This is a genomic window from Paramagnetospirillum magneticum AMB-1, assembly GCF_000009985.1.
Classification (GTDB): Bacteria; Pseudomonadota; Alphaproteobacteria; order Rhodospirillales; family Magnetospirillaceae; genus Phaeospirillum; species Phaeospirillum magneticum.
In genome coordinates this window covers 1,314,446-1,332,629 of record NC_007626.1, presented here as the reverse complement: position 1 = coordinate 1,332,629, position 18,184 = coordinate 1,314,446, and the positions used below count along the sequence as shown (strand labels likewise).

General features: G+C 68.0%; 12 protein-coding genes. 4 read left to right on the top strand and 8 right to left on the bottom strand.

Annotation, left to right across the window (positions count from 1 at the left end):
- Nucleotide 1: 1 nt before the first annotated feature.
- The 3 genes from AMB_RS06335 to AMB_RS06325 are packed head-to-tail and all read left to right on the top strand — an operon-like array spanning nt 2 to nt 4,270.
- Nucleotides 2-3,103: an efflux RND transporter permease subunit gene (locus AMB_RS06335; RefSeq protein ID WP_011383660.1), complete on the top strand. Its 3,102-nt coding sequence runs from the start codon at nt 2-4 to the stop codon at nt 3,101-3,103.
- A gap of 23 nt (nt 3,104-3,126) precedes the next feature.
- Entirely contained in the window at nt 3,127-3,834 is a 708-nt protein-coding gene (locus tag AMB_RS06330) for a cytochrome c (RefSeq protein ID WP_231849002.1), read from the top strand.
- 13 nt (nt 3,835-3,847) lie between these two features.
- Nucleotides 3,848-4,270 (top strand): DUF411 domain-containing protein, encoded by a 423-nt coding sequence (locus tag AMB_RS06325; protein WP_011383658.1) that lies wholly within the window; start codon nt 3,848-3,850, stop codon nt 4,268-4,270.
- Here the strand turns inward: AMB_RS06325 and AMB_RS06320 are convergent, their stop codons facing one another.
- The 7 genes from AMB_RS06320 to AMB_RS25590 all read right to left on the bottom strand — a co-directional run bounded on the left by AMB_RS06320 (nt 4,271) and on the right by AMB_RS25590 (nt 13,849).
- Nucleotides 4,271-5,569 (bottom strand): phenylacetate--CoA ligase, encoded by a 1,299-nt coding sequence (locus AMB_RS06320; RefSeq protein ID WP_011383657.1) that lies wholly within the window; start codon nt 5,567-5,569, stop codon nt 4,271-4,273.
- Between the two features lie 131 nt (nt 5,570-5,700).
- Entirely contained in the window at nt 5,701-7,632 is a 1,932-nt protein-coding gene (locus AMB_RS06315; RefSeq protein WP_043743589.1) for a CoA-binding protein, read from the bottom strand.
- A gap of 219 nt (nt 7,633-7,851) precedes the next feature.
- A complete protein-coding gene (locus tag AMB_RS06310; protein WP_011383655.1) occupies nt 7,852-8,778 on the bottom strand; it encodes a DmsC/YnfH family molybdoenzyme membrane anchor subunit in 927 nt (308 codons plus the stop codon).
- Nucleotides 8,775-9,428, bottom strand: coding sequence for a 4Fe-4S dicluster domain-containing protein (locus tag AMB_RS06305; protein WP_011383654.1), 654 nt, complete (start codon nt 9,426-9,428; stop codon nt 8,775-8,777). The genes AMB_RS06310 and AMB_RS06305 overlap by 4 nt, the downstream gene beginning before the upstream one ends.
- Nucleotides 9,425-12,193 carry a molybdopterin-dependent oxidoreductase gene (locus AMB_RS06300; RefSeq protein ID WP_011383653.1) on the bottom strand — a complete coding sequence of 923 codons (2,769 nt, stop codon included), beginning with the start codon at nt 12,191-12,193 and terminating at the stop codon, nt 9,425-9,427. The genes AMB_RS06305 and AMB_RS06300 overlap by 4 nt, the downstream gene beginning before the upstream one ends.
- A complete protein-coding gene (locus AMB_RS06295; RefSeq protein ID WP_011383652.1) occupies nt 12,190-12,600 on the bottom strand; it encodes a thioesterase family protein in 411 nt (136 codons plus the stop codon). The genes AMB_RS06300 and AMB_RS06295 overlap by 4 nt, the downstream gene beginning before the upstream one ends.
- A 397-nt stretch (nt 12,601-12,997) precedes the next feature.
- Entirely contained in the window at nt 12,998-13,849 is an 852-nt protein-coding gene (locus AMB_RS25590; protein WP_158303935.1) for a hypothetical protein, read from the bottom strand.
- 144 nt (nt 13,850-13,993) lie between these two features.
- Between AMB_RS25590 and AMB_RS06285 the strand changes: the two genes are divergently transcribed.
- Nucleotides 13,994-16,648 carry a bifunctional acetate--CoA ligase family protein/GNAT family N-acetyltransferase gene (locus AMB_RS06285; RefSeq protein ID WP_043743588.1) on the top strand — a complete coding sequence of 885 codons (2,655 nt, stop codon included), beginning with the start codon at nt 13,994-13,996 and terminating at the stop codon, nt 16,646-16,648.
- Between the two features lie 108 nt (nt 16,649-16,756).
- Here AMB_RS06285 and AMB_RS06280 read toward each other — a convergent pair whose 3' ends face one another.
- Nucleotides 16,757-18,184 (bottom strand): hypothetical protein, encoded by a 1,428-nt coding sequence (locus AMB_RS06280; protein ID WP_011383649.1) that lies wholly within the window; start codon nt 18,182-18,184, stop codon nt 16,757-16,759.

Here is an 18,184-nt window from a genome sequence, read left to right as displayed (position 1 = left end):
CATGTTCGATTCCATCATCGCTCTCAGCCTGCGTCACCGGCTGTTCGTCCTGGCCGCCGCCCTGGCGCTGACCGTCTATGGCTCGCTGGTGCTGGCTCGGCTGCCCATCGACATCTTTCCAGATCTCAACCGCCCCACCGTCACCATCATGACCGAGGCGCTGGGGCTGGCCCCCGAGGAATCGGAAAGCCTGGTCACCTGCCACATCGAGACCGCCATGAACGGCGCCCCCGGCGTGGTGCGGGTCCGGTCCAATTCCGGCGTGGGCCTGTCCATCGTCTTCGTGGAGTTCGACTGGGGCACCGACATCTACCGCAACCGGCAATTGGTGGCCGAGCGTCTATCCTCGGCCCGCGACCTGCTGCCGGCGGGGATCAATCCCGTCATGGGTCCGGTCAGCTCCATCATGGGCGAGATCATGCTGGTCGGCGTGCGCTCCAAGGCCGGCGCCACCTCGCCCATGGAGCTGCGCTCCCTGGCCGATTGGAGCTTACGCCCCCGATTGCTCTCCATTCCCGGCATCGCCCAGGTGATCCCCATGGGCGGCGAGGTGCGCCAGATCCAGGTGCTGGTCTCGCCGTCGCGCATGTCGGCCCTGGGCCTGGGCTATGCCGATGTGGAAAAAGCCCTGGCCGGCTTCGCCCGCAACACCACCGGCGGATTTCTGGAACAGCGCTCGGCCGAGTTCCTGATCCGCAACATGGGCCAGACCACCGATCTGAACGATCTGCGCAACACCGTGGTGGCGTGGCGCAACAACGCCCCGGTCACCGTGGATCAGGTGGCCGAGGTCAGAAACGGCGCAGGAATCCGGCGCGGCGACGCCGCCATCGACGGCCAGCCGGCGGTGATCCTGGCGGTGTCCAAGCAGCCCGGCGCCGACACGGTGACGCTGACCCGCAAGGTGGAAGCCGCCCTGGCCGAGATCGGGCGGACGCTGCCCGCCGACATCGAGGCCGACCGGGTGCTGTTCCGTCAGGCCGACTTCATCTCCCGCGCCGTGGCCAACGTGGCCGAGGCGCTGAGGGACGGCGCCGTGCTGGTGGCCATCGTGCTGTTCGCCTTCCTGATGAACATGCGCACCACCGTCATCAGCCTGACCGCCATTCCGCTGTCCATGGTGGTGGCCGCCCTGGTGTTCCACGCCATGAATCTGTCCATCAACACCATGACCCTGGGCGGTCTGGCGGTGGCCATCGGCGAGTTGGTGGACGACGCGGTGGTGGATGTGGAGAACATCCTGCGGCGCCTGCGCGAGAATGCCGCCACGGCCCAGCCGCGCCCGGTGCTTGAGGTGGTGCGAAGCGCCTCGTCCGAGGTGCGCAACTCCATCGTCTACGCCACCATGGTGGTGGTGCTGGCCTTCCTGCCCCTCTTCGCCCTGTCGGGCATCGAGGGCCGGCTGTTCGCGCCCCTCGGCATCGCCTATGTGGTCTCCATCCTGGCCTCGCTGGCGGTGTCGCTGACCGTGACGCCCGCCTTGTCGCTGCTGCTGCTGCCCCGGGCCAGGGTCATGGGCCACGGCGATTCCGCCCTGGTGCGCCGCCTCAAGGCCTGGGACCGCATCCTGCTGGAGCGATCCTTCGCCAATCCGAAGGCGGTGATCCTTCCCGCCCTGGCCCTGATGATCCTGGCGGCGGCCTCGGTGCCCTTCCTGGGCCGCACCTTCCTGCCCAGCTTCAACGAGGGCACCGTCACGGTGACCGTGGTGCTGCCACCCGGCACCTCGCTGTCGGAATCCAACCGCATCGGCACCATCGCCGAGACGCTGATCCGGCAGGTGCCCGAGGCCGCCTCCACCGGGCGGCGGACGGGCCGCGCCGAGCTGGACGAGCACGCCGAGGGCGTCCACTACTCCGAGATCGACGTGGACCTGCATCCCAGCCAACGCCCGCGTGACGCCATCCTGGGCGACCTGCGCGCGCGCCTCGCCCAGATACCCGGCATCAACATCAATATCGGCCAGCCCATCTCGCACCGCCTCGACCACCTGCTGTCGGGAGTGCGGGCCGAGATCGCCGTCAAGATCTTCGGCGACGATCTCGACACGCTGCGCAGTCTGGCCGCCGAGGCCCGGACCCGCATGCAGGGCGTCAGGGGCATCGCCGATCTCCAGGTGGAGAAGCTGGTCCTCATCCCCCAGGTACAGATCCGGCTGGACCGGGCCGAGGCGCGCAAATACGGCCTGGGCCTCGGCCAGTTGACCGAGACCCTGGAAGCCGCCCTGCAGGGCAAGGTGGTGTCCCAGGTCAGAGACGGCGAGCGCACGACCAATCTGGTGCTGCGCCTGGCCGAGGACTGGCGGGCCCAGACCTCGGACTTCCGCCAGATCCTGGTGGACACCCCGGCGGGCAAGGTGCCGCTGTCCCTGGTGGCCGAGGTGGTGGAGACCCAAGGCCCCAACCTGATCAACCGCGACAATCTGCGCCGCCGGGTGGTGGTCTTCGCCAATTCCCAGGGCCGCGACCTGGGCGCCATCATGGAGGAATTGCAGGCGGAACTGGGCGGCATGACCCTGCCCCCCGGCTACGCCATCGCCTATGAAGGCCAATTCCAGAGCCGCCAGGAGGCCACCCGCCTGATCGGCCTGCTGGCCCTGGTGTCGCTGGGGGCCATCTTCGCCCTGCTGCACGCCCATTTCCGCTCGGGCCTGCTGGCCCTGGTGATCATGGCCAATATCCCCATGGCCCTGGTGGGCAGCGTCGGCGCGCTGTGGCTGTCGGGCCTGCCGCTGTCGGTGGCGGGCATGGTGGGCTTCGTCACCCTGGCCGGCATCGCGTCCCGGAACGGCATCATGAAGATCACCCACTACCTCCACCTGATGCGCCACGAAGGCGAGGATTTCGGCCCCGCCATGATCCTTCGCGGCTCGCTGGAGCGCCTGACGCCGGTGCTGATGACCGCCCTGGTGGCCGCCCTGGCCCTGCTGCCCCTGGTCCTGGCCGGGGGCGAGCCGGGCAAGGAGATCCTTCACCCGGTGGCGGTGGTGATCTTCGGCGGCCTGATGTCATCGACCCTTCTGGACACCCTGGTCACCCCGGCGGTGGTCCTGCTGATCGGCCGCAAGGCCTTGACCAACCTCGCAACCGAAGCGCGGCCGTGACCGCGCCCAAGGAGATTTCGACCATGAAGACACGCCTTCTCACCCTGGCCCTGCTGCTGGTGGTGCCCTCGGCCCTGGCCCACGGCACCATGGTCGCCTTTTTCGGCGGCCAGATCGCCGAGAGCGGCGACTACCGCGCCGAATTCGCCGTGCGCGACGGCGCCATCCGCGTCTGGCTGCGCGATCACGACGACAAGCCGGTGAAGGCCTCGGGCAAGGCCACCCTGCTGCTGAACGGCCAGAAGCTGGAGGCCGACCTGGCCGCCAAGGACGACGGTCTGACCGCCCCGGTGCCGGTCAAAGCCAAGGACAAGCTGGCCGCCGTGCTGGGCCTGGTGGTGGACGGCAAGCCGGTCTCGGTGCGCTTCCAGCAGGCCGAGATGGTGGCTCCCACCGTCAGTGGCCCGGCCGAGGCGGGCCGCAAGACCTTCGAGGCGGTGTGCGCCACCTGCCATGGAGGAGCCTTGCGCGGCACCGACAATGGCCCGCCCCTGCTGCATCCCTTCTACGCCCTGGGCTCGGCCCATGGCGACGACGTGATCCTGGCGGCCATGAACGACGGCGCCAAGGCCCATATGTGGAAGTTCGGCGACATGCCCAAGCCCCAGGGACTGAAGCCCGGCCAGGACAAGGAGGTGCTGGCCTATATCCGCGCCGTGCAGGCGGCCAACGGCCTGGGGGGAGCGCCGGCGACGGCGGCGGCCGATCCCCATGCCGGACACGGACATTGAGGGAGAACCAGCCATGAAGACCGTCGCCGTTTTCCTGTTCGCCCTGTTCGCCACCCTGCCGGCCTTGGCCGCCGAGCGCGAGGTGACCATGTGGAAGTCCCCCACCTGCGGCTGTTGCGAAGGCTGGGCCGAGCATATGCGCCAATCCGGCTACAAGGTGAAGTCCGTGGACGTGGACGACATCGACCAGATCAAGCGGGCCTACGGCATTCCCGCCCCCCTGCAGTCCTGCCACACCGCCAAGGTGGACGGCTATCTGCTGGAGGGTCATGTCCCCGCCGAGGCGGTGGACCGCCTGCTGACGGAAAAGCCCCGGACGCGAGGCATCGCCTCGCCCGGCATGCCCATGGGCTCGCCCGGAATGGGGGGACCGAAGGAGGACAACGTGGTCCACAGCTTCGGCCCCGAAGGAACCAAGGTGTTCGGGCGGTACTGACTACTCCGCCTGCTTGCGCAGGTCCCGGACCCGCACCGCCTTACCCTGCGAGCGCGGCAGCTCGCCGGGCAGGCGGACGATCACCTCGCAGGAAATGCCGACCAGGGATTTGAGGTGGTGGCGGACCTGACGGGCCAGATGGGCGCGGTCGTCCTCGCCCCGACTGTCCTCCACCTCGGCCTCCACCGTCAGGTGGTCGAGCGAGCCCTGGCGGGTCAGGGTCAGCTGATAGTGGGGCGCCACGCCGGCAAAGCCGACCAGCGCCGCCTCGATCTGGCTGGGATAGACGTTGACGCCCCGGATGATCATCATGTCGTCGTTGCGGCCGGTGACCCGCAGGATGCGCAGATGGGTGCGGCCACAGGCGCAGGGCTCGTCGGTCAGCCGGGTGATGTCGCGGGTGCGGTAGCGCACCATGGGCAGGGCCTGCTTGGTCAACGTGGTGATGACCAGTTCGCCTTCGGCCCCCATGGGCAGCGGCTCCAGGGTCTCGGGATCGACGACCTCGAACAGGAAATGGTCTTCCCAGCCGTGCAGACCCACCCGGTGCTCGCACTCGATGGCCACGCCCGGCCCCATGATTTCGGACAGGCCGTACATGTCGCAGGCCTTGATGCCCAGCCGCCGGTCCAGTTCGGCCCGCATGGACTCGCTCCACGGCTCGGCGCCGAACACGCCAACCGCCAGGGGGGATTCGGCCAGGCTGACGCCCATCTGCTCGGCCACTTCGGCGATGTTCAGGGCGTAGGACGGCGTGGCGGCCAGGGCGCGGGCGCCGAAATCGCTGATCAGGCCGATCTGCTTTTCCGTATTGCCCCCCGACATGGGCACCACCGAGCAGCCCAGGCGCTCGGCGCCATAGTGAAAGCCCAGCCCGCCGGTGAACAGGCCGTAGCCATAGGCGTTGTGCACCACGTCACCGGGACGGATGCCGGTGGCGGCCAGGGAGCGGGCCATCAGCCCGGCCCAGATGTCGATATCGGCCTGGGTGTAGCCCACCACGGTGGGCCGCCCGGTGGTGCCGGAGCTGGCATGCAGGCGCACCACCTTCTCCCGGGGCACCGCGAACAGGCCGAAGGGGTAGTTGTCGCGCAGATCCGCCTTCACCGTGAAGGGAAAGCGGGCCAGATCCTCCAGATGCCGCAGATCGTCGGGCTTGATCCCGGCGGCGTCGAAGGCGGCGCGGGTATGGGGGACATGGGCATAGGCATGGGACAGCAGGTCGCGCAGCCGCTGCAACTGCAAAGCCTTGAGGGCGGGACGGTCCAGACGCTCCACCTCGGGGGCAAACATGAACATGGCCGGTCCCTCCCTTCCGCTTGAGGGCCTCTATCTATCCCGCTGATAGGGCGGCGGCAAGCCCCCCCCCGACTTGGTTGGAGAAAAGCTCCCTCCCCCGGGCTTGCCGGGGGAGGATTGGGGAGAGAGCCCTACCCCCGCAGCGTCGCGGCGTAAAGCCGGGCCTCGACATAGCGGGCCAGCGCCCTTGTGCCGCGCATGCAGTTGCGGAAGACGCAGACGCCCTTGTCCATCAGCCCTCCCGCCATGGCGTCATAAAGCGGCCCGCCGTCGACGATGGCGATGATGGGCTTGTCGTTGCGCTCGACGATGGGCGGGAACAGGTGAAGGCTGCTCTTGGGATTGTGGATGTCCCAGCCGGGGCGCAGCTTGCTGGCGTCGAGCGCCATCACCGACGGCGCGGTGGGGTCCATGCCCACCACCACCGCGTCGATATTGGGGTCCTGGGCGAAGGCCTCGGTGATGGCCAGATGACACTCGTCGTCGGCGCCGGGATTGATGTCGATGGAGTTGCGGACGGTCACCAGCGAGTCCAGCTTCTTGGCCACCAGGATCTCCTGCACCTTGGCGACGGTGTCGGGGGAAAGCTGGCCCATCTCCAGGCGGAAGGTCTCGGTCACCGTGGAATCGGCGATGCCCACCGCCTCGAACCCGGCGCCCGAAATGCCGCCCACCCGGTTGCCGCCCACGGTCTTATGGTGGAAGGCGCCGGCGATGTAGAACAGGTCGTCGAAGGTGTCCACGTCCTCGGCCACCATGGCACCGGCCTGACGCACCACCGATTCGAACAGGACGGGGTCGCCGGCCACCGAGGCGGTGTGGCCCATGACGCCCGCCGCCCCGGCCTCGGTGCGGCCCGACTTGTAGACCACCACCTGCTTGCCGGAGGCCACCGCCTTGCGCACGGCACGGACGAAGTCCAGACCGTCGCCGTCCTTGAAGCCCTCCACATAGATGCCGATGGTCTCGATGTCGTCGCGGGCGGCGAAATAGGTCAGCATGTCGCCGTGGGTCAGGTCGGTCTGGTTGCCCAGCGCCAGCATATAGGCGGGGTCCAGCCAGGGATTGCGGCTGATCCGGGTGATCATGAAGGCGCCGCTTTGGCTCAGCAGCACCGAGTTGCGCTTGGCCTTCTTGGCCGGCTTGGGCAGACGCTCCAGCGGGATGAACCAGGAATCGTAGCCGCCGGGATGGCTGACCACGCCCAGGCAATTGGCGCCCAGGAACACCGGGCCGCCGTCGCCCCGGCCGTGGGCGGCGTTGATGCGGGCCGCCAGGGCGGCCGCCGGCTCGACGCTGGCCTCGGTCTCACCCAGGCCGCCGGGGATCAGCATCACCGAATGGACCTTGTCCGTGGCGATGATCTCGTCCACCAGGGGATAGACGGCGCCCGACGGCACCGCGACGATCAGCAGGTCCAGCTTGGCCGGCAGGTCGGCGAGGCTGGCGACGCACTTGACCCCGTCGATCTCGCTTTCCTCGGGGCGGATGATCACCAGCCGCTCCGGGGGACAGCCGCTGCCCATCAGGTTCTTGAGGATGATGCGGCCGAAATTCATGCCCGAGGCCGAGACGCCGACGATGCCGATCTTTTCCGGATGGATCAGCTTGTCGATCTTGGCAATGGGGCGGGCCAGACGCGTGGGCGCCGGTGCGCAGGGTTTGGAGGAAACGGCCCCGACCAGGGCGGCGTCCTTCACCGCCAGATCAAGGGTGACCTCGCCGATGGTCCGGCCCGCCTCGGAGCGGCCCAGGTCGATCAGGGCGGCGAAGCACTTTTCCAGCGCCGCGTCGGGGGCCAGCCCCCGGGCGGCGAGGCGTTGATAGGCGAAGGTCCGCTTGAAGCGCGTCAGAAAAGCCGCGCCGTCGGTCAGTTCCACCGAGGCATGCACCACGGCGCGGTCCTTGGCGAACACGCCTCCGGCCAGGGCGGCGTCGCTTGCCCCCAGCCCCGCCGAGATGACCATGCCGAATTCGCGGGTGTTGACCAGCCCGACCCGCAGGTCGTCGCCGCTACCGCCCGCCACGACGCCCAGCGCCGCCGGTTCCAAACCATTGCCCATGAAGCCTCTCCTCGCTTTTATTCGCTCTCGGATCGGCATTCACCGGCCGGGCGATTTTTTGTCCGCCCGGACGCCGATGTGACGGGGCTCCCGCCCCGGCCCCGGTTGGAGGAGACCTCCAAACCTCCCTTATTTTCGAAAATAAAGGGGGTTTGGGGCCTGGCCCCAACTGGGTTCGGGCGAGAGCCCGATAAAGATCACATCACTGACCGTGCGGTCTTACTTCTTGTCCTTCGGCACTTCGCGCCAGCCCGGCTTGAAACCGGGTCCGGACTCCCCGCCGCCGCGGGCGGGAGAATGGTTGATGGCGAAGCCCTGGTTGTGGGCCGCCTTGGTGACGATGACCACCTTCATGGCCCAGCCGCCCGCCATGGCGGCCAGCCCGGCGGCGGCCAGGGCGGCGGCGCGGATGTCGGGCTGAATGCCGGCCAGCACCAGGAAGGCGATGGGAATGACGTTGCCGCCCAGGGTAAAGGGCATGGAGAAGCGGATCAGCACAGCCGCCGCCTCGACGGGAGCCTCGCCCCCCACCATGCGGCGGCGGTAGAACATCCACACGAAGATGCGGGCGGCGATGGTGGCCACCAGGGTCCCAGCCACCCATTCCGGCGCGCCGCCCTCCAGCGCCAGGGTACCCAGCAGCAGCAGGATTCCGGCGCCCTCGGCCAGACCGCTGGCGATGGTCAGCGGCAGGATCAGGGGCGAGCGCCAGGTGGGAATGCCCTTGGCGGCCTCAAGAATGCGGGCCTGGCAATAGAGATAGGCGGCGGCGGGAATCCACACCAGCTTGGTCAGATCGGGCCAGATCAGCGCGGCGGCGCCCAGCGGGAACAGCACGGCGGCCACCATGGCTTCCCGCGTCATCCAGCTGCGCTTGGCGCCCAGGAGGACGTTCAGGGCGCGAAGCGGACGGCCGATCTCCAGGAACACGGAAAACAGGCCGAGGCCGACCAGGGCCAGTCCGGCGATCAGCAGCACCCGGCTGTAAAGCCCGTCGAAGGCTCCCAGCGAGGCGATGATCAAGAGGCCGGTGCCCGAGCCCCCGCCGATGAAGTTGCCGGCGGCGCGCAGATCCCAGGCGGTCTGCAGCCAGGGCGACAGGCCTTGATGGCGCATGGCCGGGGCGTCTTCGAATTCCTCGCTCATTCGTCCTCGGTCTCCCACAAATAGTGAATGTTGGGACCGGTCCCGAGTTCCTCGTGCATGCGGAACGACTTGTACCGCTTCAGCAGCTTGCTGACGTTGCTGTCAGGATTATCGGTGTCGCCGAACGTCAACGCCTTGGACAGGCAGGAATTGACGCAGGCGGGAGTCGCTTCCGGCGCCACCCCGGGGGTCAACCCGTTGGCCAGCCCGTAATCGACCCGGTCGACGCAGAAGGTGCACTTCTGCGCGACGCCAAGCAAGCGCTCATCGAAGCGCGTCCGCTCGTTCTGCGTCTCCTGATCCTTGAAGGCGAAGGTGGGCTTGGACACCTTGTAGCGGGCCTGATAGGGACAGGCGACGATGCAATAGCCGCAGCCGATGCAGATGTCGTAGTCGATCATCACCATGCCGTCGGCGCGCTTGGTGGTGGCCGTGGTGGGGCAGACGTCGCGGCACGGCGGCTCGTCGCAATGCATGCAGCCCACCGGCACGAAGACGCGGCGCACATCGGGGAAGGTGCCCACCTCCATGTCCAGCACCTTGCGGTACTGCACGCCGGGCGGCGTGGCATTGGCGTGGCGACACGCGGTGGTGCAGGTCTGGCAGCCGACGCAGCGCCCCAGATCGGCGACGATGGCCCATTTGGTCATGACCGCCTCCCCTGCTCGTCGGCTCGCGCCTTGCGGATGGCGACGCGCGACAGATCGGCGGCCGAGCCGGTGGCGTCGGTCAACTGCATGGTCATGGCGGTCAGCCGGTTCATGCTGGGCACGTCGAAATCCTTGGCGATCGGCGTGGCCCAGTGGTCGAACTGGCTCATCATCAAAATGGTGTCGGGGCGAATGCCCTGGGAGAGCACCACGCGGCCGGCGACGCTCTTGCCGGTGGGCGCGGTGACGACGATGCGCTCGCCCTCCTTGACGCCGACCTTGCGGGCAGCTTCGGGGTTCATCACCACGCCGTCATGGCCCTTGATGTGGCCCGACACCTCGCGCATCAGCGGAATGTGCATGTTGGAGCCCCAGGCGTATTGCATGCTTCGCGCCGTGACCACCCAGAAGGGGAAGTCCGCCACCTTGCCGCCGTGCTCCACCACGCTCTGTTCCCAATAGCCGGGGAAGTCGTGCCATTCCATCAGCGGCCGGTATTCGGTCAGCTGGTGATCCCACCAGGTGATCCCGGCCTCCTTCAGGCGGTTGGCCAACTGGCGGCCGATGCGGGTCAGGCGCTCCTGGTAGGGCAGCTCATAGCGCAGGCCCTTGGCCTTCAGCGCCGGAGTCAGGAACCAGTTGGTCTCGGAGAAGGGAATGGTGCGGAACCCGTTTTCCTTCCACCAGTCGAGACCCTGGGATTCGGCGCCGTCGCTCAGTTCGGCCGAGGCCGAACGGCACGACGCGTCCCAGACCTCCTCCAAACTCGGAGCCTTGTCCACCGGCAGGCTGAAATCCCAGTTGGGACCCTTCAGCGGCACGCCGTGGGAGCCGCGGTTGATGGCGGCCACGTACTTTTCCTGAAGCCCGGTGCGCACCGCCAGATCGGTGGCGATGTCGGTGAAGTCGCGGGCCTCGCCCTGGGGCTTGACGCTGGGCTGGCGCAGGGCGAAACCCTGCTGCTTCCAGAACTGCTCCTGGAACTTGGTGCCGCCGATGCGGATCAACTGCATGCCTTCCAGATCGGTGGCGTCGGGCAGCAGGATGTCGGCGAAGTGGTTGGTCTCGTCCCTTGTATGGGCGAAGCACACCACGAAGGGCATGCGCGACACCACGCTGGCCACCCGGTCGGTATCCCAGAACGAGATCACCGGATTGGTGCGGTAGACCAGCAGGAATTCCGGGAAGGTGGCGCGCGGAATCTGGTCCTGGGGCTCGTCCAGGAACATGTAGGAGAACTGGGTCGGCCCCAGGGCCGGACTCCAGGACGAATTGCCCACCAGCGGCACCAGCATCTTGTAGGCGTTCCGGATGATCGGATTGGCCTTCCAGGTGTCCTTGTCGGTGGGGTTGAAGGGGTATTCCATGAAGCCGTCGAGGCAGCCCTCGAAGCTTTCCAGTCGGTTGGCGGCCGGGCGGTTGATGCGGATGGTGGTGCCCACCGTGCCGCCGGGCACTTCCAGCGCGCCGACCAGCACCGCCAGCATGGTCCTGGCCCAGCAGCACTCGGCGCCGCCCCAGCCGTTGTTGACCGTCTTGCCCAGCACCACCGCCACCGGACGGTAGGGCATCACCTGCCCGTCGATCTCGATGGTCTGGCCGACGCAGGCATGGTCGAGGAAATCATTGGCGATCTTGCGGATGCGCGCCTCGGGCACGTCGCAGACCTTGGCGCCCCAAGCCGGGGTATAGCCCTTCACATGCTCGATGAATTTGGTGAAGGCGGTGACGCCTTCCACATCCGTGTGTTCCCAGCGATCCTCGTCGGCACCCAGGGTCACCGCCTTGGGCACGGTGAAGCGGCCTTCGAGGGCGGGAACCGCGCCGGGAGTGTCGTGGGGCACGGCGCGCCCGGTCTTCTCGTCCCACAGCAGCGGCTTGTGGGTTTCGGGATCGCGCAGATACCAGCCGTCGGGGCCGACCAGATAGGGGCTCGACGTGGTGTTCCTCAGGAAGTCCAGGTCCAGGCGCTCGCGCGGGGCCTCGAAGACCAGGACGTTCAGCAGGGTCATCAGGAAGGCGGCGTCGGTCTTGGGCTTGATGGGCAGCCACTCGGCCGAGCAGGCGCCGGTCACCGACAGATGGGGCTCGACCTGGACGCGGATGGCGCCCCGGGCCCTGGCCTCGGCATGGCGATAGACGCCGCAGACCCCCGAGGAGGCCTCGGTATTGGTGCCGCAGGAGATGATGTAATTGGCGCGCGGCGTGTCGGGGGTGATCACATAGCCGCGATGCCAGAACTCGCCGTAGAGATGCTCGGAGTGATAGCACTTGACGCCCTGGCCCGAGCCGAAGCCGAAGTCGATGGGACCCCAGGCCGACAGAAAGGCGGTGAGCGAGCCCATGTACTGGGTCGGCGTGCCGGCCCCGCCGAACGAGGCGGCGAATTTGGGATAGCCCTGGGCGTCGAGCAGACCTTCGGCGCGGATGGCGTTCAGCCGCTCGGCGATGGTGCCCATGGCCTCGTCCCACGAGATGGGCACGAAGCCGGGGTCCTGGTCCTTGCCCTTCTTGGGGTTGGTCCGCTTCATGGGCGTCAGGATGCGGTGCGGCGTGTAGGACTTCTGAATCAGCCCGAACGCCTTGACGCAGACCTTGCCCTCGGCCGGGTGGGTATCGGCCGCCTTGAAATTGGGCTCGATTTCGGTGGCGACGCCGTCGACCACCTTGACGGTCATCAGGTCAGGGCCCGCCACACACTGGTAGCAGTACGTCTGAACCTTCTCGACCTTCTTCCCCCCACCCCCGGCCGGGGCGGCGCTCATGATGCGCTCTTGGCCTTTTCGGCCTTGGCCAGCAGGCGGGCCTTGGTCTGTTCCACACCGACCACGAAGCGCTTGTGCACGCCCTTGCCGATATTGTCGAGGGAGTCCTTGGCGGTGAACGAGAAAGTCACGCCGGGGCCCTTGACCTCTTCGATGGTCACGGTGATCTCCACCCACTGGCCCAGCAGGGTGGGGGCCAGATGATCGACCTCGACCCGGGTCCCCACCGAATCCTCGCCGGCATCGGAATGCTCCAGCAGCAGGTCGCGGGCGGTGACCTCCATGTCGTAGATCAGCGCCGGGGTGTTGTAGACCCGCGCCTCGTCGCCCATGAAACCGATGGTGCGACCCTTGTCGACCTCGTAACGGCGGGTGGCGGTCAGACCGGCGACCAGCGTGCTCTTCATGTGAAAATCCTCCCGGATGCTTGGCGGATGCGGCCTGTTTCGGCGCCCCTTGATTTCCTCCGTTATATTACACAGACACAGTATCTGTCAAAAGTTTTGTATCATATGATGCCCCGCAGGACGCCGACGCGCCGCAGCAATATCATTGAAATAACCACAAAAACTTTGGATCAGCGGCGACGGACCACGCCAATTCCCGATGCATCGCATGGCAAGTGCGGCAACACTTGAATCATGAAAGCATCACTTTCGTCAGGGCTATTCTCCGCCGGGAACAATTGACCGGCGGCACCATTGTCCCAGGCGGGAATGGTTTTATGCATTTCGGTACTGGTTTGCTTATTTGTGGCCCAGCCCGAAGGCGCCGGGGTGGCCGGCCACGCCGGAAGGCGAGGTGTTACGAAATGGACTTCAGGCCCATGACGATCTTGTCCACGCCGCGGAAGGCGGCGGCCAGCTCCACATGGGCTTCGCGCATGATGCCGGCGTCGGGACAGGGATGGCCGCCGATGCGGTTGGCCTGCAGCATGCGCAGGCCGGCGGCGAAGGACTGGCCCTTGATGAACTTGGCCACGTGGTGCACGGCGGCGTAATGCACCGCCAGATGTCCGGCCAGACGCTCGGGCAGCAGGTACAGCGCGCCTTGGACCGCCTTCCAGCCGTAATCCAGGTCGGCCAAGGCCACCGTGGCGGAGACGAAGGACACGCCGGCATCGGCATTGGGCGGCACCGGCACGGCCTCGAAGGCCTGGATACGGGCTTCCAGCTCGATCACCAGGGTGGCGGCGGCGGATTTGCGGCGGATGGCCTCCTCGCGCCGGCGGCCGGCGGCGGCGGTGGCGTTGCCCACCAGCCCGGCAACCAGGGCACCGATGACGATCATCAGCGCCGCCACTCCGGCCTGGACCAGCAGAGCGGGCATTCCGGACTCAGCCGTCACGGCGGCGGGCGGCGCAGGCGGCGGCGGCGGCGGCGCCATCACCGGAGCGACGGGAAGCGGGGCCGGAGCGGCAACCGGAGCGGCAACCGGAGCCGGAGCCGGGGCCGGAGCAGCAACGGAAGCGGGAGCGGCGGCAGGAGCCTCGGCGCCGGCCAGCGGGCGCACCGCTTGAAAGCCGGGGGTCTCCTCGGCCGGGGCGGCGGGGGCGGCCGGCAGGGGCTGGACCAGCGGCATCGGCCCCTGCCCTTCGTCGGCGGCCAGGGCCGGCAGGCCGCAGCCAAGAGAAACAACCACGGCGGCAACAGCCATTCTCAGCATCTGGATACAACCCCGAAAATACGGCGAACCCCTTTAAGCGGCGCACCATAGACCATGCGGAGCCCAGCGGGAAGCGAGGAGAAAAACCCCACTTCTCCCTTGCATTTTCCGCAGTGCGGCAGAAACTCGACTCCCATGAGCATTCACAACCTTTCCTTCCTGTTCGAGCCCACTTCGGTGGCGGTGATCGGAGCCTCGGACCGGCCGCGCTCGGCGGGCGCCGTGGTCATGCGCAACCTGCTGACCGCCGGGTTCAAGGGCCCCATCATGCCGGTGCACCCCAAGCACCGCGCCATCGCCGGCGTCCTGGCCTATCCCGACGTGCGGTCCATGCCGTTGACGCCGGATCTGGCGGTGCTGTGCACGCCGGGCGAGACCATTCCCGGCCTGATCGAGGATCTGGGGCGGCGAGGCACCCGGGCGGCGGTGGTCATCGCCGGCGATGTGGACAAGGAGGCCATGCTGGCGGCGGCGCGGCCCTGGTCCTTGCGCATCCTGGGCGGCGGCGCGCTGGGCCTGCTGGTGCCGCGCATCCGCCTGGACGCCAGCTTCTCCCATGTGCCGGCCCTTCCCGGCAAGGTGGCCTTCGTGTCGCAATCGGGGGCGCTGTCCACCGCCGTGCTGGACTGGGCCCGGCCACGCGGCATCGGGTTCTCCCACTTCATCAGCCTGGGCGACGCCCACGACATCGATTTCGCCGATGTGATGGACTATCTGGCCAATGACGACCAGACCCGGGCCATCCTGCTGTACATCGAATCCATCGGGGCGCGGCGCAACTTCATCCCCGCCGCCCGGGCCGCCGCCCGCAACAAGCCGGTGCTGTTGGTGCGCGCCGTGCCCGAGGCCGACGACCATCCGGTGGGCAAGTTCCTGGCCGAATCCCTGGCCCGGCCCGAGGATGCCTTCGACGCCGCCATCCGCCGGGCCGGTGCGCTGCGCGTGCACGACATCGACGAGCTGTTCGGCGCGGTGGAGACCCTGGCGCGGGCCAAGCCCATGAAGGGCCAGCGCCTGGCCGTGCTGTCCAACGGCGGCGGCACCGCCATGATGGCCCTGGCCGAGATGGGCGGCCCCGGCGGCGGCCAGATGGCCACGCTGTCCGAGGAAACCCTGCGCAAGCTGGCCGCCCTGATGCCGCGCGGCTGGAAGGCGGGCAATCCGGTGGACCTGGGCGTCGACGCCGCCGGCAAGCGCTATGCCGACATGGCCCGCGTGCTGATCGAGGCCGAGGAGGTGGACGCCACCCTGGTGGTTCACGCCCCCAACGCCATGGCCGACGGGCTGGAGGCCGCCCAGGCGGTGATCGACGTGCAGAAGCGCCATGGCGGCGCGGTGCTCACCTCCTGGGTGGGCGAGGAGGCCGCCGCCCCCGCCCGCAAGCTGTTCGCCGAAGCCGCCCTGCCCACCTACGACACCCCCGGCCGCGCCGTGCGGGCCTTTCGCCATCTGGTCAATTACCAGCGCAACCAGGACATGCTGATGGAGACGCCGCCCTCGCAACTGGGCGGCTTCGCGGCGGCCAAGGGCACGGCGCGCCTCATCGTCGGGCGCGGCCTTGCCGAGGCGGGCGGCAACCTCACCGAGCCCGACGCCAAGGCCCTGCTGTCGGCCTATGGCATCAAGACCCAGGACACCCGCCTCGCCCCCGACGTGGACGGCGCCGTGGCCGCCGCCGAGGCGGTGGGCTATCCCGTGGCGTTGACCATCGCCTCGCCCGACGTGGCCCGCAAATGGGATGTGGGCGGCGTGGCGCTGAACCTGGAAGACGGGGCGGCGGTGCGCTCGGCGGCCGAGGGCATCCTGCGCCGCGTCACCGAGACCCGTCCCGACATCAAGGTGGACGGCTTCACCATCCAGCGCATGGCCTTCCGCCCCAATGCCCGGCAATTGATCGTCGGCGTGGCCTGCGACGCCCTGTTCGGCCCCGTGCTGGTGTTCGGCGAGGGCGGCCGGGCGGTGGAAGTGATCCGCGACCACACGGTGGGGCTTCCCCCCGTCAACCTGCCCCTGGCCCGCGGCATGATCGGCCGCACCCGGGTGTCGCGCCTGCTGCAGGCCCATGGACGGCGCCCCGCCGTGGACGTGGACGCGGTGGCCGAGGTGCTGGTGCGGGTGTCGCGCATGCTGGCCGACAATCCCGAGATCGTCGCCTGCGACATCAACCCGCTATTCGCCGACGAGCATGGTGCCCTGGCGGTGGACGCCCGCATCCGGGTGGCGCCGTGGGAAGACACCGACCTGCGCCACTTCTCCATCCTGCCCTATCCTGCCGAGCTGGAAGAAAGCGCCAGGCTGCACGACGGCTCGCCCGTCACCCTGCGCCCCATCCGGCCCGAGGACACCGTCGCCCATTCCGAGATGATGGGCCGCATGACGCCTCAGGACCTGCGGCTGCGATTCTTCGGACAGGTGCGGCAGATCCATCATCACCAGATGGCGCGCCTCACCCAGATCGATTACGAGCGCGAGATGGCCTTCATCGCCACCCGCGCCAACAAGGACGGCACCCCCGAGACCCTGGGCGTGGTCCGCACCGTCACCGACCCCGACAACCGGCGGGCGGAACTGGCGGTGCTGGTGCGCTCGGACATGAAGGGCACCGGCCTGGGCAGCATGCTGATGGACAAGATCGTCCGCTATCAGCGAGCGCGCAAGACCCGGGCCATCTACGCCCAGATCATGATAGAGAACGACGCCATGATCCGCCTCGCCGCCAAGGCCGGCTTCAAGAAGCACCCGTCGGACGAGGACCCCGACGTGGTCGAGATGGTGCTGGAGCTGGTCTAACCCCCAATTCGGGGGCGTTCGCCCCCGATCCCCCAACCGGGAAGCACAGCTTCCCGGCCCCTTCAGCTTTTGGAAACTGGAGGGTCGGAGGCTGTGCCTCCGAACGGGTCAGGCCGGAGGCGTCTTGCCCTCGGCCGCCTCGGCGGCCAGGGCCTCGTTCTCGGCGCGGATGGAAAGGCGCCGCTGTCCGGCGAAGCGCTGGTCGAGGCGCACCGCCCCCACCATGGCGGTGAACAAGGCCAGCCACACCACCCGGTTCTGGTAGCGGTCGTGGGGATTGGACAGAGCGCCGCAGACGATGGCGTTGCCGATGATGGCCGCCACCACGATGATGGCCAGCCCGGTGGTGGTGCGGTCGCGGCGGCGCCAGGCCACCACCAGCAGAATGGGCGTCAGAAGTTCCGCCCCCCAGTTGATGGGGATCTGGAAGGAATTGATGGTGAAGAAGTCGATGGCCGGGCGCCGCTGCTGCCGGGCAAAGCGGAACTGCCTGAACTCGTCGGGATAGCGCCGCAACTGGGTGCGCACGAAGTGCCAGGTCATGGGCACCAGATCCTCGCCGCTCTCGATGGAGTTCAGCTGTTCCCAGGTATTGGCCAGGGCCGAGTTCAGCATGTCGGCGGGAAACAGCCGGATGGCGCCCGAGACGATCTGCCCCGCCTCGTCGTGCAGGGCCTTCCAGCCGCCCATCTCGTCGAAGGGGGAATCCCCCCACAGGAATTCGTCGGCGGTATGGGGCAACTCGTCCTTGTGGTCGCACATCTCCAGGTCGGCGCCCTTGGGGCAGACCTCGTCGAGGTATTTCTTGGCCATGCCGTTCTGGACCAGCAGGGCCAGTTGCAGCACCTGGCCCGATTCGGAAAAGACGAAGCGGCCCATGATGAAATAATGGGTCACCGGCACCAGCAGGATTCCCGCCACGATGGCCATGACCGGCGCGGTCAGGCGCGGCCTGGGCATGCGCAGCATGAAGCGTGAGCCCAGCCACACCGTCACCAGGACCAGCAACAGGCCGGCGGCCACCGCCACATGGCTCATATGGACGCAGATGGCGATGGCGGTGATCACCACCAGGGCGAACCGGCGCCAGGGCTGGAGGCCCTCGCCGAAGGCCAGGGCGGCGATGCCGAGAATGGCCACTCCGGCGAAGACGTCGGCCAGCAATTGCGACGACACCCAGGGCAGGCCGGTGAACAGGGCCAGCGCCAGCCCCACCCCCAGGAACACCATGTGCCGCCAGCGGCCGATGAAGCCCATCACCGCCTCGTGCAGCACCCAGGTGGTGAGGATGGCATGCACCAGGGGCAGCGCCCACAGCGTCCCGAAGAACCGGGCGATGGAGCAGAACATGCCATAGGTCATGATGCGCCAGATGATCGGCTGGAAGGAGAACGCCATCTCGACGTAATCCTCGCTGTCGAAATAGACCAGCGGATAGCCGTTCCACAGGGCCGGCGCCATCAGCAGCAGCACCACCAACACGAAGGTCAGGGCGTGATACGCCAGCTTCCGACCCGTGAGCGGCACCCTGGCCAT